At 62.4% G+C, this 22,328-nt stretch carries 22 protein-coding genes; 8 read left to right on the forward strand and 14 right to left on the reverse strand.

The features are described 5' to 3' along the window. Positions 1-9: 9 nt before the first annotated feature. Positions 10-630, forward strand: coding sequence for a GNAT family N-acetyltransferase (locus PMI07_RS22230; protein ID WP_024164038.1), 621 nt, complete (start codon positions 10-12; stop codon positions 628-630). Here the strand turns inward: PMI07_RS22230 and PMI07_RS22235 are convergent. The 6 genes from PMI07_RS22235 to PMI07_RS22260 form a co-directional block, all read right to left on the reverse strand. Further along, positions 627-1,205 carry an NAD(P)H-dependent oxidoreductase gene (locus PMI07_RS22235; protein WP_007758738.1) on the reverse strand — a complete coding sequence of 193 codons (579 nt, stop codon included), beginning with the start codon at positions 1,203-1,205 and terminating at the stop codon, positions 627-629. The genes PMI07_RS22230 and PMI07_RS22235 overlap by 4 nt on opposite strands. Then, positions 1,205-2,611, reverse strand: coding sequence for an FAD-binding oxidoreductase (locus PMI07_RS22240; RefSeq protein ID WP_007758730.1), 1,407 nt, complete (start codon positions 2,609-2,611; stop codon positions 1,205-1,207). Before PMI07_RS22240 ends, PMI07_RS22235 begins: the two co-directional genes overlap by 1 nt. A gap of 2 nt (positions 2,612-2,613) precedes the next feature. After that, complete coding sequence (locus PMI07_RS22245) at positions 2,614-3,927, reverse strand: cytosine deaminase (RefSeq protein WP_155956607.1); 1,314 nt, start codon at positions 3,925-3,927, stop codon at positions 2,614-2,616. After that, positions 3,924-4,763, reverse strand: a complete 840-nt coding sequence (locus tag PMI07_RS22250; RefSeq protein ID WP_007758727.1) for an ABC transporter permease — start codon at positions 4,761-4,763, stop codon at positions 3,924-3,926. Before PMI07_RS22250 ends, PMI07_RS22245 begins: the two co-directional genes overlap by 4 nt. Then, complete coding sequence (locus PMI07_RS22255) at positions 4,763-5,587, reverse strand: ABC transporter ATP-binding protein (protein WP_007758725.1); 825 nt, start codon at positions 5,585-5,587, stop codon at positions 4,763-4,765. Before PMI07_RS22255 ends, PMI07_RS22250 begins: the two co-directional genes overlap by 1 nt. Before the next feature lie 291 nt (positions 5,588-5,878). Then, entirely contained in the window at positions 5,879-6,895 is a 1,017-nt protein-coding gene (locus PMI07_RS22260; protein WP_007758723.1) for an ABC transporter substrate-binding protein, read from the reverse strand. A 191-nt stretch (positions 6,896-7,086) separates the two neighbouring features. Between PMI07_RS22260 and PMI07_RS22265 the strand changes: the two genes are divergently transcribed. Next, positions 7,087-8,058 carry a LysR family transcriptional regulator gene (locus PMI07_RS22265; protein ID WP_007758721.1) on the forward strand — a complete coding sequence of 324 codons (972 nt, stop codon included), beginning with the start codon at positions 7,087-7,089 and terminating at the stop codon, positions 8,056-8,058. Here PMI07_RS22265 and PMI07_RS22270 read toward each other — a convergent pair. Next, positions 8,055-8,843 carry a creatininase family protein gene (locus tag PMI07_RS22270; protein WP_007758719.1) on the reverse strand — a complete coding sequence of 263 codons (789 nt, stop codon included), beginning with the start codon at positions 8,841-8,843 and terminating at the stop codon, positions 8,055-8,057. The two genes, PMI07_RS22265 and PMI07_RS22270, sit on opposite strands and share 4 nt — an antisense overlap. A 250-nt stretch (positions 8,844-9,093) precedes the next feature. Between PMI07_RS22270 and PMI07_RS22275 the strand changes: the two genes are divergently transcribed. Both PMI07_RS22275 and PMI07_RS22280 read left to right on the forward strand, forming a co-directional pair. Continuing rightward, the gene (locus PMI07_RS22275; RefSeq protein ID WP_007758717.1) at positions 9,094-9,612 is read left to right on the forward strand and encodes a transglutaminase-like cysteine peptidase; all 519 of its coding nucleotides are present in this window, start codon (positions 9,094-9,096) and stop codon (positions 9,610-9,612) included. Between the two features lie 291 nt (positions 9,613-9,903). Continuing rightward, complete coding sequence (locus PMI07_RS22280) at positions 9,904-12,156, forward strand: methyl-accepting chemotaxis protein (RefSeq protein ID WP_024164039.1); 2,253 nt, start codon at positions 9,904-9,906, stop codon at positions 12,154-12,156. 121 nt (positions 12,157-12,277) lie between these two features. On the opposite strand, the gene PMI07_RS22285 is transcribed toward PMI07_RS22280, so the two are convergent. Next, positions 12,278-13,165 carry a DMT family transporter gene (locus PMI07_RS22285; RefSeq protein ID WP_024164040.1) on the reverse strand — a complete coding sequence of 296 codons (888 nt, stop codon included), beginning with the start codon at positions 13,163-13,165 and terminating at the stop codon, positions 12,278-12,280. A gap of 289 nt (positions 13,166-13,454) precedes the next feature. On the opposite strand from PMI07_RS22285, the gene PMI07_RS22290 reads away from it, so the two are divergent. From PMI07_RS22290 to PMI07_RS22305, 4 genes are all read left to right on the forward strand, one after another. After that, complete coding sequence (locus PMI07_RS22290; RefSeq protein ID WP_007763546.1) at positions 13,455-14,753, forward strand: adenylosuccinate synthase; 1,299 nt, start codon at positions 13,455-13,457, stop codon at positions 14,751-14,753. A gap of 59 nt (positions 14,754-14,812) precedes the next feature. Beyond that, on the forward strand, positions 14,813-17,512 hold the full coding sequence (locus PMI07_RS22295; protein ID WP_024164041.1) for a hypothetical protein: 2,700 nt from the start codon (positions 14,813-14,815) through the stop codon (positions 17,510-17,512). 69 nt (positions 17,513-17,581) lie between these two features. Further along, entirely contained in the window at positions 17,582-17,860 is a 279-nt protein-coding gene (locus PMI07_RS22300; RefSeq protein WP_007774026.1) for a type II toxin-antitoxin system RelE/ParE family toxin, read from the forward strand. 14 nt (positions 17,861-17,874) lie between these two features. Further along, complete coding sequence (locus tag PMI07_RS22305; protein ID WP_007774030.1) at positions 17,875-18,159, forward strand: HigA family addiction module antitoxin; 285 nt, start codon at positions 17,875-17,877, stop codon at positions 18,157-18,159. Between the two features lie 27 nt (positions 18,160-18,186). Here PMI07_RS22305 and PMI07_RS22310 read toward each other — a convergent pair whose 3' ends face one another. From PMI07_RS22310 to PMI07_RS22330, 6 genes are all read right to left on the reverse strand, one after another. After that, the gene (locus tag PMI07_RS22310) at positions 18,187-18,570 is read right to left on the reverse strand and encodes an ACT domain-containing protein (RefSeq protein ID WP_007774032.1); all 384 of its coding nucleotides are present in this window, start codon (positions 18,568-18,570) and stop codon (positions 18,187-18,189) included. A gap of 89 nt (positions 18,571-18,659) precedes the next feature. Next, positions 18,660-19,562 carry an RNA polymerase sigma factor RpoH gene (gene rpoH / locus PMI07_RS22315; RefSeq protein WP_007774035.1) on the reverse strand — a complete coding sequence of 301 codons (903 nt, stop codon included), beginning with the start codon at positions 19,560-19,562 and terminating at the stop codon, positions 18,660-18,662. 194 nt (positions 19,563-19,756) lie between these two features. After that, positions 19,757-20,542 (reverse strand): class I SAM-dependent methyltransferase, encoded by a 786-nt coding sequence (locus tag PMI07_RS22320; protein WP_007774038.1) that lies wholly within the window; start codon positions 20,540-20,542, stop codon positions 19,757-19,759. 229 nt (positions 20,543-20,771) lie between these two features. Continuing rightward, positions 20,772-20,951 (reverse strand): DUF1127 domain-containing protein, encoded by a 180-nt coding sequence (locus tag PMI07_RS35795; RefSeq protein WP_245277218.1) that lies wholly within the window; start codon positions 20,949-20,951, stop codon positions 20,772-20,774. Between the two features lie 231 nt (positions 20,952-21,182). Further along, positions 21,183-21,344, reverse strand: a complete 162-nt coding sequence (locus PMI07_RS35410; protein WP_007773291.1) for a hypothetical protein — start codon at positions 21,342-21,344, stop codon at positions 21,183-21,185. 92 nt (positions 21,345-21,436) lie between these two features. After that, positions 21,437-22,270, reverse strand: coding sequence for an AraC family transcriptional regulator (locus PMI07_RS22330; protein ID WP_024164043.1), 834 nt, complete (start codon positions 22,268-22,270; stop codon positions 21,437-21,439). Between the last annotated feature and the right edge of the window lie 58 nt (positions 22,271-22,328).

A 22,328-nucleotide genomic window follows, 5' to 3' on the forward strand; every position in this document is an offset into this window, starting at 1 on the left:
GGGCGTCGGATGCGTGAGGTTCTTGAGACGGAAAGGCTGACCTTGAGGGAGATCACCAAAGCCGATCTGCCGACCTTGTACCGCATCTTCGGCGATGCCGAGAGCATGCGCTTCTATCCGCGCGCCAAGAGCTTCGAAGAGACCGAAGCCTGGTTTCAAAAGCTTGCCTTCCGGAGTTATGAGGAAAGCGGTTTCGGCCTCTGGGGTGTCGTCGAGAAGGCGACCGGCGAGCTGATCGGTGATTGCGGCGTTACGCTTCAGGCGACGCCCAGGGGTTTGGAGCCGGAAATCGGCTATCATCTCCGGCGCGAATGGCTCGGCCGCGGTTATGCCGCCGAGGCCGCCGCTGCCTGCCGTGATTTTGGCCTCGGCAGTCTCGGTTTCGAGCGGATCGTCTCGATCGTCAGCCCGGAAAATATTCCGTCGCTCCGGGTTGCGGCGAGGATCCATCAGCGATGGGAAACCTACCGGACGGTGACGACGGCAGGGGCTGAGGTGGATCGGTTTCTGTTCATATCGGACCGCAATGCCGGTGAGCCAGTCGGTTCCATGCCGAGCGCTCAGACCCGTGCCGCCATGGTGGAGGCCGACGCTTTGCTGTTGATGCGCCGCCGCGAGATGGGGAGCTAGAACCGCTCCATCTCCCGCTTCACCTTGTCCAGAAATGCCGCGCGCGTCTGCGGCGTGCAGTTGTTCATGTCGTAATGGGCGAGAAACGTTACCGGCCGGGCCGGGTTGGTCTGCACCCGCAGCACGCGTTTCGACAGCTTTCGCGGCGGGTCGCCGGCGAGGAAGGCGCGCCAGCGGGTGGCGCCGTAGGTGGTGACCACCGCCACCTTGTCGATATGCAGTTTTCGCGTCAGCTTGCCGTCCTTCAGTTCGAAGGTGATGCCCGGCAGCCAGACGCGGTCGAAATAACCCTTCAGCATCGCCGGCCAGCCGAAATTCCAGACCGGCGTGACGATCACCAGTCCCTCGGCTGCCTGCAGCCGGTCGACATAGGGTTTCACCAGCGACAGGTTGTTGGGATAGTCGTGATAGATCATCCGGTCATGGCGCGACATGACCGGATCGAAACCTTCGGCATAGAGGTTGCAGTCATCCACCTCGTGCCCGGCCCTGATCAGGCTTTCACGCGCCTGCTTGTGCAGCGCTGCGCCATAACTTTCCTCGACCGGATGCGAATGGATGAGCAGGACCCGCATCAGCCACCCGCTGCGGCAAGGCCCGGAAAGAGGTAGTTCTTGCCGGCGGAGAAATCGAAGTCGGGATTGTCCCAGGCGATCATCTTGCCGGGGTTGAGGAGACCCTTCGGATCGGTCTCCTTCTTGAAGGCGAGTTGGACGGTGTCCGTCTGCTTCATTCCGCCTTCCTCCAGCGTGTAGCGGTGCGGATTGAAGATTGGGCAGCCGTTGTCGCGGTGGATCTGCATGATTTCCTCCAGCCGCTCCCGGGTCGTGTAGCGCACCAGCGGCAGGCCGGAGCACTGCATGCGGCCATCGAACTTGATGAATTCCAGATGGCCAGGCACTTCGTCGCCGAAGAGTTTCACCATCTTCTCGACCTTGGCGACGTGGTCCGGTCCCGGATACTGGACCTGCAGGTAGGTGAAGCCGGGATCGACCTTGAGCGCCCGCAGCGTCGTGTGGTTCCAGGCGAGCTCATAGGCATGCGGAATGCCCTTCATGCTCTCCACCTTGTCGGAGCGGAACAGGATTTCGCCCTTCTGGCGCTCGGCAAAGGCAGTGAAGGCATCCATCGAATGCGGCGCGATCATCAGCACGACGATCGACTGGTTGCGGTCGCGCAGGAACGGCTTGTGGCGCGGGAAATAGTCGTAGGGGATGGGTGCTGCGATCGGGGCGATCTCCTTCACCAGCAGGCCGTTCTTGTGGGCCAGCGCATCGCCGAAGCGCACCGCATCCATGAAGTCGTCGTAACCGACCAGCACGTCCACCCAGTCATAGGCAGGTGCCAGCGGCATCTCGACTTCGACGATGATGCCGTTGGTGCCGTAGGCGTGGGTGACCTTCTGGAGGTCCCAGGCGGTCAGGTCGAGGACGCGCGGCTCGGCTTCCATGGTGACGACGCGCAGGCGCAGGATGTTGCCGAGGTCGCGCAGGCCGCCCCAGTGGATCGAGCCGACGCCGCCCGAACCGCCGGCGACGAAGCCGCCGATCGTCGCCGTCTGGGCGGTGGAGGGATGGAAGCGCAGTTCCTGGCCGGAATGGGCTCTGGTCTGGCGGTCGAGTTCGGCGATCACGATGCCGGGTTCGGCGATGACGCGGCCCGGATGGATTTCCTTGACCTTGTTCATGTTGATGAGGTTGAGCACGATTCCGCCGGAAAGCGGCATGGCCTGGCCGTAATTGCCGGTGCCGGCGCCGCGCGGGGTGACCGGCACGCCATGCGCATAGGCGACTTTCAGCACCCGGATCACGTCTTCCTCGCTTTTCGGCGAGACGACGAGATCGGCGGTGACGTTTTCGAGCTCTTCCTTCAGGATCGGCGAGTACCAGTAGAAATCGCGGCTCTTCTGGCGCACCAGCGCCGGATTGTCCTCGAGTGCGAGGCCTTCGAGCTCTTTCTTGATCTGTGCGTAGTCCGGCATGTTCACTTGTCCAAAATCGGGTCCAGGTCACGGTAATCCGGCAGGCGACGGTCGATGCCCATGCCATTCCGCATCACGATGCGGTCGGCCTGCGGACGGGAAAGGAATTCGCTCCAGCGGCGCGCGCTGAACAGCACGAGGTCGGCGGGGCCGCCTTCAGCGATCACGCCGATATCCGGCCGGCCGAGGATTTCGGCGGGTGTCGAGGTGACGACGCGGGCGGAGGTATCGAGCGGGTGGTCGAGATGCAGGATGCGGACCGCCTCGCGGAACACTTCGACCGGATCCATGTCGCCATAGGCGTAGAACGGATCGCGGGTATTGTCGGAGGAGACGGCGGTTTTCACGCCGGCGGCTGTCAGTTCGTGGAACAGCGTCACGCCTCGCCAGCGGGGGGTGCGACCCGCATGTCGGTCCTGCAGGTACATGTTGCACATCGGCAGCGAGACGACGGAGAGGCCGGCATTCGCGACCTTGTCGACAACCCGCTTGGCGACCTCATCGTCCTGCCGCGCCAACGAGCAGCAATGGCCGACGGTGACCGAACCTTCGAAACGGTTGCGGATTTTCGCCTCGGCGACCTTTTCCAGTGCCAGAACCTGCTTGTCCTCGGTTTCATCGACGTGCAGGTCGATATCGAGCCCCTTGTCGGCGGCGGTGCGCATCAGAAGATCGAGGCGGGCGTCGAGGTCCGGCCACATCTGCGGCACGCCACCCAGCAGGCCGCCGTGTTCGGCGACCACGGAGACGAGGTCGGCGAAGAAGGCTTCGTCCCAGATATTGTCCATCGGGAAAAGCGCGACGGCCTGAAGCTCGATCCTGCCTTTCCATTCGGCGCGCATTTCCGAGAAAACGGGGAAAGAGATGCGCGGCTGCGGCGGGATCGAGTCCAGATGGGTGCGGATCAGCTTGGTGCCGTGCGCATAGGCGGTCTTCAGCGAGAATTCCATGCGGGCGCGCACGTCGTCTGCCGACCAGTTCGCCTCGCGGTCCGCGCGGACATTCAGGAGCGCGCTCATGAAGGAGCCGTCCTGGTTGCGGCGGCGGTCCCAGATGTGGCCCTTGTCGAGATGAGTGTGCATATCGGCGAAGCAGGGCCAGACCATGCCACCCAGCATATCGGCTTTCGAGAGGTCGGCGGGCGCGGTGCCGGCTGGCAGGATCTTTTCGATCTTGCCATCGGCGATGATGATATCCGCATAGATCAGCCCTTCGCGGTCGCGGGCGGCAAAACCCTTGACCAGCGCCGCGGGCAGGGTCGCATCGGTGAGCGCGAAGCGCGGAGCATCGGGAAGCGTCATGAAGGCGGTCATCAGTTTTCTCTCTTCAGGCTGCTTTCATGCCAGCGATGCAGGAAGAACCAGGAAATGAACGAGGTGATCGCAAAGATCACCACGCCGAGCAATGACAACAGGACCAGCGCCGCAAACAGGCGCGGGATGTTGAGGCGATACTGGGATTCCAGCAGGCGGAAGGCAAGGCCGGAGCCGGCGCCGGCGGAGCCTGCCGCGAACTCCGCCACGACAGCGGCGATCAGCGCCAGGCCGCCGCCGATCCGCAGGCCCGTCATGAAATAGGGCAGCGAGGAGGGGAGCTTCAGGTAAAGCAGCGTCTGCCAGCGGGAGGCGCCATAGAGGTCGTAGAGATTGAGCAGGTTGTGGTCGACGCTCTTCAGGCCCTGCACCATGTTCGAGAGAATCGGAAAGAAAGCGACGAGGAAGGCGCAGATCAAGAGCGCAACTTGCGTCGTCGGCGCGTAGATCAGGATGAGCGGGGCGATCGCCACGATCGGGGTCACCTGCAGGATGACGGTGATCGGGTAGAAGGCCGTCTCGATCCATTTCGACTGGACGAGGAAGATGGCGATGCCGACGCCGCCGATCAATGCCAGGGCCAGTGCCTGCATGGTGATCTGCGTCGTTACCCAGAGCGCTGGGGAAAGCGTGCCCCAGTCGTTGTAGAGCGAGTTTGCGACCGCCAGCGGTCCCGGCAGGATGTATTGCGGGATGCTGTTGACGGTGATGATGAACTGCCAGAGGAGGACGAGGAAGATCACCACGCAGATCGGGATCAGGGTGCGCAGCAGCGTATCGCGGTTGCGGGCGAAAAAGCCGGTCTTCGGCGGGACGAAGGCGGATGCGTGGTCGCTCATCAATGTTCCTCCCCACCGATCGCATCGATGAGCATGTTCGATACCTTTTCGCAGGCCTGGCGGTAGTCTTCGGACGTGCGGTAGTGAGCGTCGCGGCTCATGCTCGTTTTCAGCGGGAAATCCGCGTGCACCCGGCCGGGCCGTGCCTTCATCACCACGATGCGGTTCGAGAGGTAAGCGGATTCGAACACGGAATGGGTGACGAAGATCACCGTGATACCTGTCTCTCGCCATAGCCGCAGCACGTCGTCGTTGAGCTTCTGGCGGGTGATTTCGTCGAGTGCAGCAAACGGCTCGTCCATCAGCAGCAGTTTCGGCTTGGTCACCAGCGCGCGGGCGATCGAGACGCGCATCTTCATGCCGCCCGACAGTTCGCGTGGATAGGCGTCGGCGAAATCGGCGAGGCCGACGGTCGCCAGCGTGTTCATGATCTCTTCGCGAGCAGCGGATTTGGAGACGCCGCGCAGTTTCAAAGGCAGGTAGACATTGCCGAACACCGTCTGCCACGGCATCAGCGTCGGCTCCTGGAAGACGAAGGAAATGTCGCCTTCCGGCAGGCCTTTTGAATTGATGCGGGAGCTGGGCCAGTCGATCGTTCCGGTCGAGACGTCGCCGAGGCCGGCAATGATGCGCAGTGCCGTCGACTTGCCGCAGCCGGAAGGGCCGAGCAGGCTCACGAACTCGCCGCCCTCAACGGTCAGCGACATGTCGGAGAGCGCAAGCGTGCCGCTCGAGAACATTTTCGACACGGAGCGCATGACGACGAGGGGACGTCTGCGAGTGTCTCCGGGCGCGGGTATCAGCGGGGCTTGGGATGTGCTCATTACGGGCCTTGACTTAAATCCGAAGGGAAGATGCCCCTCATCCTAACCTTATCGGGGGTGAGCCACGTGTCTCAACCCGTCCTTGCGGACCCTCGCGGGCGGGGGGACTTGCCACACTCGGCGCTTGTGATCGTGAAAGCCGTTGCGGCAAGTACCTTCTCCCCGTTTTGACAGGGAGAAGGCGGCGGCCTGATGAGGGGCAATTGCGCCGGCCCTTCGCTTTGGCTCAGGGCAGTTTGGAGCTGCAATCGATCCACCGGATCGATTGCTCGGGCTTTGCCCGATCGCTCCTCACTTCTTCAGCGCCATTCCGACGCCCTTGCAGACGAACTTGGTCGAATAGGCCTTCTTGTAGTCGAGGTCGGCCGGTTCGACGCCGATCGAGACCATCGAGTCGAAGAACTTCTTGTAGCGTTCGTCGGTGATGCAGCCGATACCCTTGGTCTCGGCGTCGCCGGACACCACGATGCCGTATTCCTTCATCTTGGCGATGGAATAGGCGATCTGGCCATCCGTCATTTCCGGATTGTCTTTCTTGATCAGATCATTGGCGGCCTTGTTGTCACCATAGAGGTAGGTGTACCAGCCCTCGAGGGAGGCGTCGACGAAACGCTGCACGACATCCGGCTTCTTGTCGATCATCGGCTGCGTGGTGGTGATCATCGTCGAATAGGGACCGTAGCCGGCATCGGCGATCAGGAACACTTTCGGCGTCCAGCCGGCCTGCTTGGCGATCTCATAGGGTTCGGAGGTCAGGTAACCCTGCTGGACCGACTTCTTGTCGGCGATGAAGGGTGCCGGATTGAACGTGTAGGGCTTGAACTGGGCGTCGCTGAAGCCTTTGAAGTTCTTCTTCATCCACTCGAAATAGGTGACGTAGCCGTCCTTGCCCATGAAAATGGTGCTGGCCTTGGCGAGATCCTCGAACTTTTCGATGCCCGCATCCGGATGCGCCATCAGGATCTGCGGGTCCTTCTGGAAGATGGAGGCGACGCTGACCATTGGAATGCCCTGCTTGACGGCATCCATGTCGCCGAGCGGTCCGCCCATGTAGAAATCCACCTTGCCGGCGATCAGCAGCGCGCGGTTGGCGGCGTTCGGGCCACCCTGCACGATCTTCACCTTCAGGCCATGCTTTTCATAGGTACCGTCGGCGACGGCCTGGTAGAAGCCGCCGTGCTCGGCCTGGGCGAGCCAGTTGGTGCCATAGGAGACATCGTCGAGGGCTGCGGCCGGCTGGGCGGCGAGCACTGCGGCCGAAAGGCCGAGCGCGGCCAGAAAACTCTTCATCGTCAATGATTTGGACATGTCGCTTTGTTCCCCTGTTAAACCGTGCGGCATCGTGAGAGCAGCTTATGTTGAGCATTTGTACGGTTGCGTTGCTCTTTGAAAAGCATCAAAATTCGTCCACATTGATGCCTTTAGGGCAGCAGTCGAATTTTGATCTGCCAAATTGTGGTGCATGATCAAAAAACATGCAATGAGGGGCTTCGGAGAAAATGCTGCACTCGCGAAAACTTCAATATATCGACGAGATCGCCCGTTGCGGCTCGATCCGCAAGGCCGCCGCCCGGCTCAATGTTGCATCGTCTGCGATCAACCGGCAGATCCTGGCGCTGGAGGAGGAGCTGGGCGCGCAAATCTTCGAGCGCATGCCGCGAGGGCTGAAGCTGACGGCGGCCGGTGAGCTCTGCATCGAGCATATCCGCGAGGTGCTGAAGACCTATGAGCGGATGGAAGCCCGCATCCGCGGCCTCAAGATGCCGCAGGCCGGCAAGGTGACGCTGGTTTCGACCGTCGGGCTTGCGGCCGGTCCGCTCCCCGAAATCATCGCGCGTTTCGTGGCGCAGCATCCGCGCGTGCGGGTGCACTTACGCAATGACGGGCCGTCGAACACGATGCAGCCGGTCATCACCGGGGAGGTGGATTTCGGGCTCGGCTTCAACATTCCGGCGACGCCCGGCATCCGCACGCTCGCCAATTTCGACATCCCGATCGGGGTGGTGATGCCTCCGGGGCATCGGCTGGCGGTGGAGGAAGGGCCGGTCGACCTTGCGGATGTCGTGCAGGAGCCGCTGGTGCTCGCGCAGCCCGGCACCAGCCTGCGCAACGTCATCAACTTGGCGCTTTCGCCGCTGTCGATCGCGGTGGAGCCGCTGGTGGAAAGCAATGCCTCGGAAATGCTGAAGAAGCTGGTCAAGGCGGGTACGGGGCTGACGCTGCTCAATCCGCTCGACGTGCTGCCGGAATGCCGGCGCGGCGAGCTGATTTTCCGGCCGATCGCCAACCTGCATGCCCGCCACCAGCCGATGAAGCTTTTCGCCCGCGCGCGGACGACGCTCGATACGGCGACCAGCCTGTTCGTGGAATTCCTGCTGTCGGAACTGGCAGCGATGGTGGCCGAATTGCAGGCCAAGGGCCACCTGCCGCCCCAGCCGCATGGCCGGGAAGCGCAACGCGACGAAGGTTAGCCGGAGTAGAGCTCGCTGAGCGGGAACGTTTCGAATTCCCGCAGCATCTCGATGAAGCCCGCGACCTGATGGCGGCAGATGACCGCGCCCTTTTCGGCAGTGCCCTTTGACGCATCGCCGACGACGCCGTTCGGGTTGAGGTCGTGCGCCACCCAGGACAGCACGTGCGGCGGGGCAGGCTGCATGTATTTCGAGCGGCTTTCCGCCTTGGAGACGAAATTCTGCGCCTTGTCCATCCGCACCAGTTCGGGGCGGAAATGCAGCATCAGCGAGGTTTCCACTTCGCCGCCATGGATGCCGTATTTCTGCTCGTGCTCGCTGATCAGGCCCTGCGGGTGGCCGAAGCGGCCCCACTGGGTGCCGATCACGGCCATCTTGTAACGGACGCGCAGTTCGCGGCCGACAATGCTCATGATGTCGACATTGCCGCCATGCGAATTGACGAAAACGAGCTTGCGCACGCCGGCTTCCGCCACCTTGGCGCCGATCGCGGTCCAGGCGGGGATGAGGATTTCCGGGCCGAAGGACAGCGAGCCGGGGCCGTAGACATGTTCGTTCGCCTTGCCGATCTCCTGGGTCGGGAGCACGAGGAAATCGAGGTCTTCGGGGCGCTGCGTCTTCAATTCGGCCAGCATGCCGTTGGCGATCGCCACGTCGGTTGCGATCGGCAGGTGCGGACCGTGCTGTTCGGTCGAGGCGATCGGCAGGATGGCGATGGTCTTGTCGGGCGAAAGGCCGGCGAAATCGAGTGTGTTGAGTTCGTTCCAGTAAAATGGCTTGCCCATGCTGTCCTGCCTTTTCTGCATCTCGTTTTTGAGGGTTAGGAGATCGGGCACGTCTCGAAAAGCATCAATTTCCGCCTGCGCCGCTGCCTTTTTGAGTGCGCATCGGATGCCCTTGCGTGTCAAGTCGAGAAAAAAGCTGATTTCATTAAAATTGCATCGATCGGTTTAAGCGCCCCGAAATGCCGTTCGGATAGGGTCACGCTGTTCAAGAAACGGCACCAAGCCGTCCGAAGAAACAGGGTGCAGAGCCATGATCAAGAAGCTCATCCTTTCCGCCATTGTCCTGACGGCGCTGATTGTCAGCAAGGAATCCCGCGCAGACGGCGTTGGCGGTTTTGCGCGCGTGTTGTCCGAGAACACGGCGATCGTGCGCGATCAAGTCGTCCGGAATGATACAGTTCTGACATTGGCCGAGCGCGGCGAATTGCTGCGGGTCAATTCTGCGGTCAACAGCACGATGTCCGAACTCGACAGTTATTTCGACACGGTGACCGGCGTGCCCTTTGCGAAAATCCGCGCCAATGCCTGCCTAGATTGCGCCGACCTCAAGCGCGATCATCTGATTTCGCTCGGCTGGTCGCCGGAGGTTCTGCGGATCGAATATGCGATCGGCGGCGAAGGCCGCATCGAACGGGTACTGGCGATTGCGACCGGCCGCGGCGACATGATCCTCGGCCATGACAGAGCGATGATCGACATGTCCGGCGATCAGGCGCCGCGCCCGATCGGCGAGCGTGGTATGATGATTCCGACCTATCATCCTATCTGATCCGGAGCGGCTCTCCTCGCTCCCGTCCGTTGCAGCACGACGGACCGGCCCGTCTCCCTCTTACGGGGAGGCGGGTTTTCGCCATTCTGTGAGGTGATGCCTAAAGTTGCGAAAACGATTCTACAGGCTTCCGGAATGCCTTGTATTTAATTGAATATTTAACGTTTTATACGAGGTTGTATTATCTCTCCCGTCCAAGTCGGGAAAAGCCGCCGGGTGGTTCAGCGATTATCCGAATTGCTGATTCCCCGCCAACCGAGCGGCGAGTGTTTTAAATAAGGAGTGATGCAGATGCGGATTTCAATCAAGCATACTTTGATACTGGCTTTTGTTGTCTTGAGCCTGGGCATATTGGGTCTCATGGGCAGAATGCTGTCGCAGGAGATCGAGCGCTACCAAAATTCCACCCGGCTCTCGGAACTGGCACAGCTTGACGAAGCGCTTTTCAATGCGCTGATCGGGATGCGCGGCGAGCGCGGCGGCATATCCTCGGCCATCAAGCTGGAGCCTGCCGAGGTGGCGTCCAGCCGCCAGAACATGGATACCGGCCGGGCGTCGATGGATAAGGCCTTCTCGGCGGTGAAGGCCGTGGCGGCCGAGGTCGAACCGGCGAGCCTGCGCAATGCGATCTCTCCCGTTCTCAACTCCTATACGCAGTGGACGGGGTATCGGGCAAATATCGACACGGCTCTGACGCAGGCGGTCAAGGACCGCGATCCGGCACTCGGCAAATCCGTGCTCGCACTTGCCGATACGATGTTGGCCGATCTCGAAAAGGCCGCCAATCAGGTCGAAGCCACCATCAACGCGCGCGGACCCGGGATGATCATGCTCACCCAGATACGCTCGCTTGCCTGGACTGCGCGCACGCAGCTCGGCACCGCCAACTCCACGTTCGTCAATGCCCTGATCGCCAAGCAGCCGCTTGCCGCGGACAAGCTGACGGAAATTGCGGTTCAGGATGCGCGCGTTGCTACGGCATGGGATGTCATCACCCAGCTTTCCACCGCGGAGACCACTCCGGAGAAGATCAAGACGCTTTACCGGACAGCGCAAACGACCTATTTCGCCGGACCTTATGCCGATCAGCGCAATGGTGCGCTCAAGGCGTTTCAAGCCGGCAAGGCCTTCGATATGGCGGTCGACGACTGGCGCAAGCCCGCCGCGCCGGCACAGGCTTCGATAGCCGATATGGCCTCCGCCTCGCTCGAAGAGATGACGCGGATGACGGCCGAGGAGGTCGCTTCCGCGACGCAGTCCATCACCATCTATAGTGTTGCGACCGTCATCTCCTTTGCGCTTTCGCTTCTCGGCATCTATACGGTCATCGTGCGGATCGCCAATCCGATCAGCCGGTTGACCGGTGTGATGCGCACACTCGCCGGCGGCGATCTTTCCGTCGAGATCCCGGGTGCTGCCCGCACGGACGAGATCGGCGACATGGCGCGCGCGGTGGAAATCTTCCGCGAGGCAGCGCAACAGAACCGCCAGCTCGAGGCGGATGCCGAACACTCCCGCAAGGCGGCCGAGGCCGAACGCATCGAATTCCAGCGCAGGGCAGAGTCCGAAGCCGAGGAACGGTTGACCCAGGCCACCTCCGAGCTCGCCTATGGTCTGCAGCGCCTTGCTGCCGGCGATCTGCTGTGTGAGATCGACAGGGAATTCTCCGAGCAGTTCGAATCCCTGCGCCATGACTTCAACAGCTCGGTCCGCCAGTTGCGGACCGCGCTCGAAGGCGTGAACCGGACCGCCCAGGGCGTTCGCAGCGGCAGCGACGAGATCTCGACCGCTTCCGACCAACTTTCCAAGCGGACGGAACAGCAGGCTGCATCGCTGGAACAGACGGCGGCGGCCTTGGAAGAGGTCACGACCAATGTGAAGCAGACCTCCGAAAGAGCGAGCGAAGCACGCGAAATCGTCCGCGATGCGAGCTCCCGCGCGCAAAACTCCAGCACGGTCGTTTCCAACGCGGTCAACGCGATGCAGAAGATCGAGATGGCGTCGAACCAGATCAGCCAGATCATTGGCGTCATCGACGAGATCGCGTTCCAGACCAACCTGCTTGCCCTCAATGCAGGCGTAGAAGCCGCCCGCGCAGGGGAGGCGGGCAAGGGGTTTGCGGTCGTCGCCCAGGAAGTCCGCGAACTGGCACAGCGCTCGGCACAGGCCGCCAAGGAAATCAAGACGCTGATCGGCAATTCCGAAGCCGCCGTCAACCAGGGCGTCGTTCTCGTCAATGATACCGGCGACGGCCTCAGGGAGATCGCCAAGCTTGTTGCGGCGGTCAACCAGCATATGGAGGCAATTGCCATCGCCGCCAGCGAGCAGGCATCAGGTCTCTCGGAAATCAATACGTCCGTGAACCACATGGACCAGATGACCCAGCAGAATGCGGCCATGGTCGAGGAAATGAATGCGGCCGGCGCTTCCCTGGCGCAGGAAAGCATCCGCCTGTCGGAACTGCTGGCGCGCTTCGAAACGAGCCGACAGAACGTGCGCGAGCAGCGGTCGTTCGCCCCGGCAAGGCTGGCGATGGCCGGCTGAGGACGCGCCTTCCGACCGGCCATCCCGCCGATATGCCAGGCGGCGGGATTTCATCGGGCGAGGATTTCAGTACCGCCGGTTCGTTTGCACGAGCCGGCGGTTTCCGTTTTCAGGAGGCCTGTCAGTGCGCGCGGGGCTTTCCCCATTCGGCGATGGCGATGCCGCCGAGTGCCAGTGCCAGCGCGATGATATGGAAGAGCTGCAGGCTCTCGCCGATGATGGCGACCGACAGCAGCGTGCCGAACACCGGCACGAGATTGATGAACAGCCCGGCCCGGTTGGCGCCGATCTCCTCGACGCCCTTGATGTAGAGCACCTGGGCGATCAGCGAGGCGAAGATGGCCGTATAGAGGACCACGATCCAGCCTTCCGTATCGGGCCAGATCAGCCGGTCGCTCGAATATTCCCAGAATGCCAGCGGCAGCGAGAAGATCATCGCGAAGAAGGCGGGGATGGCCATCAGCGTGCGCCAGTCGACCTTCGGGCGCCATCTGAGCGCCACCGTGTAGATCGCGTAGGCGACGATCGCGATCATCATGATCGCATCGCCGGAATTGACGGTCAGCGTCACCAGCGCGCTCAAGTCGCCGTGGACGGCGGTGAGGGCGCCGCCGAGAAGCGTCAGGGTGAAGCCGAGGATCTGGGCCCAGGACACTTTCATCCTGAACAGGACGAAATTGATGACGAAGATCAGCATCGGGATGACCGCCTGCTCGACCGTCACGTTGATCGCCGTCGTGTAGTTGACGGCGGTATAGAGCGCGGCGTTGAAGACGACATAACCGACGACACCGAGGAAAAGGAGAATCGGCAGGTTTTTCCTGACGACTGGCCAGTCCTTGACGAGCTGCGGCAAGGAGATGGCGAAGATGATGGCGACGGCGAGGAACCAGCGCCAGAAGGTCAGCATCATCGGGCTGACATGACCGACGGCGAGCTTGCCCGCTACCGCATTGCCGCCCCATGCCAGGGTTGCAATGATGAGCGAGAGATAGGCCTTTTTATGCAAGATGGTCTCCGGCGCCCGAAGATGGCGGCGATTTCAGGGATGGCGGGCGGGAAATAGCGTGCGATCCACGCTTTTGTCACGTAAAAACCACGCCCGAGTGACAAACAGGTCGCTTTCCATCGGCCGAGGCTTTATAGATGCGGCCGTTTGCAATGCCCTTGAACGAGTTCCCTCCGCCAAAGGCAGTGCATGTAAAATCAAATTGGCGCATCGACCGTATATCAATATTGATCTACGGAAGGTGCGCGTGTGGTCGCGTGGGGCTTTGCCCGCAATACAGGAAACGCAGATGACGAACGTAGTCGTGGTTGGTTCGCAATGGGGTGACGAAGGCAAGGGCAAGATTGTCGATTGGCTTTCCGAACGTGCCGATATCGTGGTGCGTTTCCAGGGCGGTCACAATGCGGGCCATACGCTCGTCATCGACGGCGTCAGCTATAAGCTTTCACTGCTGCCCTCGGGCATCGTCCGTCCCGGCAAGATCGCGGTGATCGGCAACGGCGTCGTGCTCGATCCGCATGCGCTGCTCGCCGAAATCGAAAAGCTCGGCGCGCAAGGCGTCAAGGTCACGCCCGAGAACCTGCGCGTTGCCGACAACGCCACGCTGATTCTGTCGCTGCACCGAGAGCTTGACGGCATGCGCGAAGACGCCGCCTCCAACAGCGGTACCAAGATCGGCACCACCCGCCGCGGCATCGGCCCGGCTTATGAAGACAAGGTCGGCCGCCGTGCGATCCGCGTGATGGACCTTGCCGACCTGGAAACGCTGCCGGGCAAGGTCGACCGCATTCTCACCCACCACAACGCGCTGCGCCGCGGTCTCGGCGAGAAGGAAGTCTCCCACGCGGCGATCATGCAGGAACTGACCTCGATCGCCGACCGCGTGCTGCCGTTCCGCGAGACGGTCTGGGAACTGCTCGACAAGCAGCGCCGCAAGGGCGCGCGCATCCTGTTCGAAGGCGCGCAAGGGTCCCTGCTCGATATCGACCACGGCACCTATCCGTTCGTCACGTCGTCGAACACGGTTGCCGGCCAGGCGTCTGCCGGTTCCGGTATGGGGCCGGGCTCGCTCGGCTATATCCTCGGCATCACCAAGGCCTATACGACCCGCGTCGGCGAAGGCCCGTTCCCGACCGAACTCAAGGACGAGATCGGCCAGTTCCTCGGCGAGAAGGGCCATGAATTCGGCACGGTCACGGGCCGCAAGCGCCGCTGCGGCTGGTTCGACGCGGCGCTCGTGCGCCAGTCGGTCGCCACCAACGGCATTACCGGCATCGCGCTCACCAAGCTCGACGTGCTCGACGGCCTCGACGAACTGAAGATCTGCGTCGGCTACATGCTCGATGGCCAGCAGATCGACCACCTTCCCGCAAGCCAGGGCGCCCAGGCTCGCGTGGAGCCGATCTACGTCACCCTCGAAGGCTGGAAGGAATCGACCGTCGGGGCACGTTCCTGGGCGGACCTGCCGGCCCAGGCGATCAAATATGTCCGCCAGGTGGAGGAGTTGATCGGCGCGCCGGTTGCCCTACTTTCCACCAGCCCTGAGCGGGACGACACCATACTTGTGACCGACCCGTTTGAAGATTAAAGTCAAGAATTGATTACCATTCGGCCGGCCTTCGGGCCGGCTTACATGAGAAAGTGCTGATGGCTGATTTTGTAGCGGTGATCCGCCGCGCCGTTGACGGTCTGGCGAACAATACGCCGGAGATGCGCGCGAAGGTGTATGACAAGGCTCGTGGCGCCGTACAGCGGCAACTCGAGAACATGAAGCCGCGTCCGCCAGAAGACATGCTGCGGCGGCAGCTCGATAAGCTCGAAGCAGCCATTCTCGATGTCGAAGGTGAACATGCCGAAGCGCTGGAGCCGGTAGCTGCCGAAGCGGCCGTTTTTGATACTCAGTCGGCCGAGGAGGCTCCCGTCGAGGAGGCGCCCGCCGAACACTATCGCGAGGAATCAGCCGCCGAACAGCCGGCGGAACAGGTCTCCGAATACCAGGATGACGGGCAGCCCGCAGCCGAGCCGGTTGAGACGCCGGAGGCTCATGAGCCCGCAGCCGCCCCGGTCGAAGCCGAATCGGCCCCCGCCGTTCACGCGGAGCGGCCCGTCTTTTACGAGGACGGCTATGAAGAGCCGGCACCGGCCGTCGTTCCTGCGGAACCTGCCGAGCCGGAGCCTGCCCATGCGGAGCCTCAGGCCTCCGAGCCCGTTGTCCTCCATGAGGAGGAAGAGGTCGCGGTAGCTCCCGGCCACGAGGAGCCCGCAGCCCAGCAATATGGCGATTGGCGGGACGACGTGCCGTCGGAAGAGCCGGCACCTGGCGATCATTCCGAACAGGCGCCCGAGCCTCCGCACGCTTTCGACGAGAGCGCGATCGAATTTCCGACGGCGGCCCCCCTGCCGGCATCCGAGCCGGTTGTGCCGGAATCGGCCAATGTCGAGCCCGTGGCTGCCGAGCCTGCTGCCGCCGAGCCGGTCGAGAGCGAGCCGGTCGAGGACGATTTCCCGTATCCGACGCGCGGCGAACAGACCGCCCAGGAGGCCGCTCCCGAATTCGTGGAAGAGTGGCGCGACGAACCGCATCCTTTCGAAGGGCAGCATCCGGCCGAGGAGCGGTTCGAGGTCGAACACCCGGTCGATGCCTATCAGCCGCCGGAGCCCCCCACTGCGAGCGAGCCGGCCAAGCCGGTGGAAGAGGATTGGGGCTGGGAAGTGCCGGCGCAGGCTGAGCCTGCGGCGCCGAACCAGGATGCGGTCGCAGCCGCGGCATGGGACGATGTGCCCGAACTCGCGACAGTCGGCCCTGTCGTACCGATCGATCACGGGCACGGCGCCCCGGTCGATGCCCATTTCGATGCAGAGACCCATGCGGCGGCCGATACGGTCCGCATGCCTTCTGTCGGCGATCTTCCGGAGCTCGGACAGCCGTCCGGCGCAGCGGCAGCGGCAGGGGCGGCAGCCGCCAGTGTCGATCCGTTCGCCGAATATCTCGATCAGCAGCAGCCCAAGAAATCCGCCGACGCGCCCGCAAAACCGGCCGAGAACGATCCATGGGGCGATCTCGAGGAGCTGATCGGCTTCAACAAGGATGCTCCGTCCTCTTCGGGCGGTGGCGCGCGCAGCACGCTTCACACCGATGCGGATGCGGACGACCTCATGCATGCGCCGGCGAGGCCCTACCGGGTCACTCCGGTGCGCAAGCGCAATTATGCCGGGATCGTGCTGGCGATCGTCGGCCTCCTGCTGGTCGGCGGCGGCGGTTATGCGATTTGGATGAACCGCGACTCGTTGAACGACATGGTTGACGGCCTCATCCAGTCGAGCCTGCCCGGAGGCCAGACGGCGCAGCAGACACCTGCACCCGCCACCCCGCAGCCCAACCGCACCCCTTCGACGCCTTCCACCCCGGCCACACCGCCGAACGGTGCGGCCAACACGCCGGCGCCTGCTGCGCCCCGCACGGCGGACGGATCGACGGCCGGGACCAAGTTCACACAGCGGCTGATGGCCGACGGCAGCGAGGTCGATTCAGGACCGGGTGTCACCGCTGGCCTGGCGCAGAATGCGGAAGGCCAGTCGGTAGCGCAGCTCAACGCTCCGCCCGCCACGCCTCCGGCGCAACCGGTGCCGGCACCCGGCGCACCGGCCGCAGCCCCGCGGGCTCCGAACGGCAGCGCCAATGCGGCGCCGGTGCCGGCTCAGACCCCACCGGCCGTGCCGGCTCCGAATGCTGCCACGCCGCCCGCCAGTGCGCCTTCTGCAAGCCCGGCGGATGCTCCGGCGGTCGCAGGCCAGAAGATCTTCCTCTATGAGGAGCGGATCGGCCAGACCGCGCCGACGGCCATCGATGGCACGGTCTCCTGGTCGCTGCAGCGCGAGGCGGGCGCGAACGGCCGGCAGGAACCGGTTGTCCAGGGTCGCATCAACGTGCCCGGCAGGGGTTTGACGGCGCTGATGACCTTCAAGCGCAATACCGACCCATCGCTGCCGGCAAGCCATCTGGTCGAGATCGTCTTCGCCGTGCCGCCGGATTTCGAAGGTGGCGCAATCGAAAGCGTGCAGCGCATCGCCATGAAGGCGAGCGAGCAGGATCGCGGCAACGCGCTGATCGCCGTGCCCGCCAAGATCACCGACGACTTCCACATGATCGCGCTCAACGATTTCCCGGACGCACGCACGACCAATCTGGAACTCCTGCGTAACCGCAACTGGATCGACATCCCGATCGCCTATCGCAACGGTCGCCGCGCGCTCCTGACCCTCCAGAAGGGCCCGGAAGGCGAACGCGCCTTCAACGACGCGATCCGCGAATGGGGCACGCTCGGCGCGACCGCCAGCGGGCAGTGAACCGAGGCGGGTGCTTGGAGGCGCGCCGACAATAATTGACGTACTACGCGCGGCGTAGTACGCTCTGCCATGATCAAGTCGTGGGCGAATAGTTCTACCCGTCGCTTTGCCGAGGAAGGCAAAGCCAAGTTTTCGGGCATGGATGAAGAAGCCGCGATCGAATTGCTGGCGGCGCTCCACGCGGCGTCGTCCCTTAACGACCTCAGCCCACTAAAATCCGTCGGCCTTCACAAGGTTTCCGGAAATCGGGCGGGGCAGTGGGCGATGACGATCAACGGGCCGCGGCGAATCTGCTTCACGTTCAGGGACGGAAATGCCTGGGACGTAGAGATCTTCGATTATCATTAGGGAAGGATATGCAGATGATGGCAGTTCATCCTGGTCGCATTTTGAAACGCGAATTGACCGCGCGCAGTCTGTCGGCCAATCAGCTCGCCCTTTCACTCCGCCTGCCGTCAGGGCGGATCACCGACATTCTCAACGGAAAGCGCGGCGTCTCTCCCGATACGGCCCTGAGACTGGCACGGTATTTTGGAAACACCGCTCGTTTCTGGCTCGATCTGCAGACCGCCTATGAGCTTGCTCTTGCCGAACGGGAAAATGGCGCCCGGATCGCGGAAGAGGTCAAGCCGTCCGAAGCCGCCTGACGTTCCAGACAGTGTCGTCACCGGCTTCTAGAGAAGCGCGTGACCTGCCGCCTGCAGCAACTCGCGGCTCTTCGGTTTGTCGGCCGTCTTGATCAGCAGGTGGTCGCCGTCGAAGGTGGAGACCACGAAAATGCCGATGCCGTTTTCCGACAGCGGTCGGATCACCGAGAGCACGATGCCGGTTTCGTCGAACGCGAACGGTCCCTGGAACTTGTAGCAGGTCCAGCCGCCATCCTGCTTGATGTCGGACGGCACGCGTTCCTCGCGGCAGGTGATCGAGAGTTCGTCCCCGGAGCGGCTGATGCTGACGAAACCATCGCCATCCGCCCATGCGGGAACGGGGTCGGCGGCTCCAAGCCGCGCGATGGCATAGCTGCCGGCAAGTTCCCTGAGCGTGATATGCGGTGCCATCCCTGCTTCTCCGTCCGAGTTCACGGATGCCAGATAAAGAAAAGGGGCCGCCGAAGCAGCCCCTATTTTATCGTCGCGTCGAGCCGGATTTACGCGTCGACGACGCGCAGGGCGTTCGCCTGGGCGAGCGCTTCCTTCTGAACCGCCTCCTGCACCTTTTCGAAGGCGCGGACTTCGATCTGACGGACGCGTTCGCGGCTGATGTCGAACTCGGCCGAGAGTTCTTCAAGCGTCACCGGATCGTCGGACAGGCGACGGGCCTCGAAGATGCGGCGTTCGCGTTCGTTCAGAACGCTCAGCGCCTTGGCCAGCATGCGGCGGCGCGTATCGAGCTCATCCTGCTCGATCAGCACGGCTTCCTGGCTTTCGTGGTCGTCTACCAGCCAATCCTGCCACTGGCCTGCTTCGCCTTCGGTGGCGCGGATCGGCGCGTTCAGCGAAGCGTCGCCCGAAAGGCGGCGGTTCATGGAAACCACTTCCTCCTCGGAGACGTTCAGCTTGGTGGCGATTTCGGCCACCTGGTCCGGCTTCAGATCACCTTCGTCGATCGCCTGGATCTTGCCCTTCAACCGGCGCAGGTTGAAGAACAGGCGCTTCTGGTTGGCGGTGGTGCCCATTTTCACGAGTGACCACGAGCGCAGGATATATTCCTGGATCGAGGCCTTGATCCACCACATGGCATAGGTTGCCAGGCGGAAACCGCGTTCCGGGTCGAATTTCTTGACGGCCTGCATCAGGCCGACATTGCCTTCGGAGACGACTTCGCCGATCGGCAGGCCATAACCGCGATAACCCATGGCGATCTTCGCCACGAGACGCAGATGGCTGGTGACCAGCTTGTGGGCCGCATCCCGGTCGGCATGTTCGGCATACCGTTTCGCCAGCATGTATTCCTGCTGCGGCTCCAGCATGGGAAACTTGCGGATTTCATCGAGATAACGGTTGAGGCCGGCTTCGCCGGCGGTAATGGAAGGCAGATTATTGCGGGCCATAAAGCACCCCTTTCCGATCTATATATCGGCTCCCTTTTTGATCTAGCTGTGCATGCTGAAGGCGAGCCAAGCGGCGCGGGTCATTTTCGACCCCGCACCGACCCAAGTGACAGATAAGTACGGCAGAACAGTGATTCAAGTCATCACAGAAGCGTTATATCATTACAATATCGTAATATACGCCGCTGCTGATTTCAGCGATAGACGCGTTCCGAAAAGGCCCGCATGCCCGACCGCACCATCAGTTCATAGACCATGCGACGGCTCATCGGATTGTGCAATCGCGCCACTTTCGAGCCGAGGAATTCCGTTTCCACATGGTCGAAGGCGAGGAGGTCCGGGGCCTCGGTGATCGCCTTCAGATAGAACTCGTGGAATTCGTTGCGGCAGACATAGGTCTTGTACTTGGTCATGCAGAAGGTCGAGAACATATCCTTGCGCTCCCGCAGGAAGTCCGCGACACCGACGGTCACCTCCGGCCAGGCGGGATTGAATGTATCGTCGAAGGCAATGATGCCGTGGTCGGCGAGCGTGTCCGTGGCAAGCCGGCTGTCGGCCGCGATATGCTGCAGCGTATGGCCGCCGTCGATGCTGAAGAAGCGGGTGCGGCCGACCTTGCTGGTGATTTCGTCGGCCTGCATCAGGGTGCTGTCGCCCCTGATGATCAGCTCCTCGTCCACGTCCAAACCCAGCCGGCGGCCATTGGCAAGGAACTGGCCGTATTGCGTCGGCGCCCCGTCCGACGCCTGGCCGATATCGAAGAGATCGATCGCCAGGATCTTGTCCTCGCCGTTGCCGACCTTCTTCAGAAGGAAATAGGAGCGCCCGTAGAAGACGCCTATTTCAGCAATGCCTCCATCCAGCCCGTTGTTCTTCTGCACCTGAAGAAGAGACAGGAAAACCAGCGCGTCGGGAGGATCGATATATCCCTCGATCGTCGGCAGGTCACGAAAGATGAACTTCCGCAGGCCCGAATTCATATCCAACCTGCCTCCGGTCATCTGGCGGATTTTCAAATGCATCGTGCGCGATGCACAAGTTGTCCCCATGGTTGAGCTTGGTTCCGCCGCTATTTCATTCGCATCGAAGAAATAGAGGCAAATAAAGCAAAACTTTGACGATCCTTTGACTTGGCTTTAGGTGGTATAATTCCGACCATGACTCGGAATTATTTAGGCGTGCCTTGACCCTGCCTATTTCTGCAGGATTTCAAAGGCATTTGCGTTCGACCGCATGCGCGTTGCCGCGGCGGTAGCGGCTGACACCGCCATAGGCCTGGCTGCGCGAAACGCCGATATCCTTCAACTGATCATCGGTCAGCTCGAGCAGCGCCAGCCGGTTCCGGTGCTGGCGAAGTTTTGCGGCGATGACGGCGATCAGGCGGCGCAGAAGTGATGTCTCGACGGCGGCCGTATCGTCGGTTTCTGCTGGCTTGGCCGCCGCCACCGGCAACAGTTCCAAGGCAAGGTGGTAGCGTTCCGATGCGCGGTCAAAGACCGCCCGGTTCTCGTTCTTCATGATCTTTCTCCTGAAGGGATGCCGGCCGATCCGCGGCCGGCGTTCAGGAGGCGGGCGACTGCCGCCCGCCTCGATGTCGGTTGTTGGGGTGTTGGCTGCCGTCTACTTGCCGGCTGCCCGGGCCGTGCGGGTCGCGACTTCCGCTTCCCGCAATGCTTCGGCGCATTCCTCGCAGCAGACTTCGACCGTCTTGCCGCTGATCTTCACCGCGATCCGGGTCGAATCGAGTTCGCAGTCGCAGGCGGCGCAGGTGTTCTCTTTCATGGTGGCATCTCCCGATGTGGATGTTACGGGAGAAGAAAAGCACTTTGGCGGGGTCTTGCGCTGTCAGAATCTTTAGCGACTTTGCGGCCGTGCTATCTCAAGCCGGCAAATCTCTGGAATTCCGCCGGTGTGCGGCCATAGGCCTGGCGGAATGCGGAGGAGAAGTGGCTGTGGCTCGAAAAGCCGAGCTCGAAGCCAAGGTCGGTCAGGTCGTCATAGGTGCCGAGCAGATCGAGGGCTCGCGCCAGCCGCAGGCGAAGCTGGTAGCGGTAGAGCGGTGTGCCCTCCACCTGCTGGAAGACCTGGGTCAGGTAGACCGGCGAGACGCCGGTTTCTCCGGCGATCTCGGCGAGCGTCCAGCGGCGCGCGAGATCGGAGGAGAGGGCGAGCTTGGCGCGATCCACCAGCTTCTGGCGTCCGGCGCTGGCGGTCGCGGCGCGGGCGGTGCGCACGCCGACGGAGCGGCGCACCAGCGTCATGGCCAGTGTTTCCGCCTCCAGCGTCTCGGCGGCGCCGCGCATCAGGCTGTGGCGCAGCAGCGCCACCAGCGCCTGGGCTCGTTCGTCGATCCTCAGCCGCTGCTTGTTGAAGACGAAGCGAGAGCCCTTGGGATTGCGGTGCTCGGCCGGCACCAGTTCCTCCAGCATCGCTTCGGGCACGTCCATGCTCAGGCAGGAATCGCCGCCTTCGACCGGATGGCTGATCTGGTAGGCCTCGTCGCAGTTGAAGAACAGGACCTGGTTGGCTTCCGCCACCGTGTCGTCGCCGCCGACATGACGCATGAACACGCCGCGATAGGGGAAGACCAGGCTCGTCGCATGCGAGCATTCCTCGCCGCTGCGATGCCGGCAATCGCCGTTGCACACGACGTCGCGGACCTGGATCAGGTCGGTGTCGAGGAGCTTTGTGACGGCGAACTGGCTCATGGGGGCCTCGTGGATGACGAGAAGCTATATACTCCCCGACAACTCCTCAAACCACCCG

This window comes from Rhizobium sp. CF080, from assembly GCF_000282095.2.
Taxonomy (GTDB): domain Bacteria; phylum Pseudomonadota; class Alphaproteobacteria; order Rhizobiales; family Rhizobiaceae; genus Neorhizobium.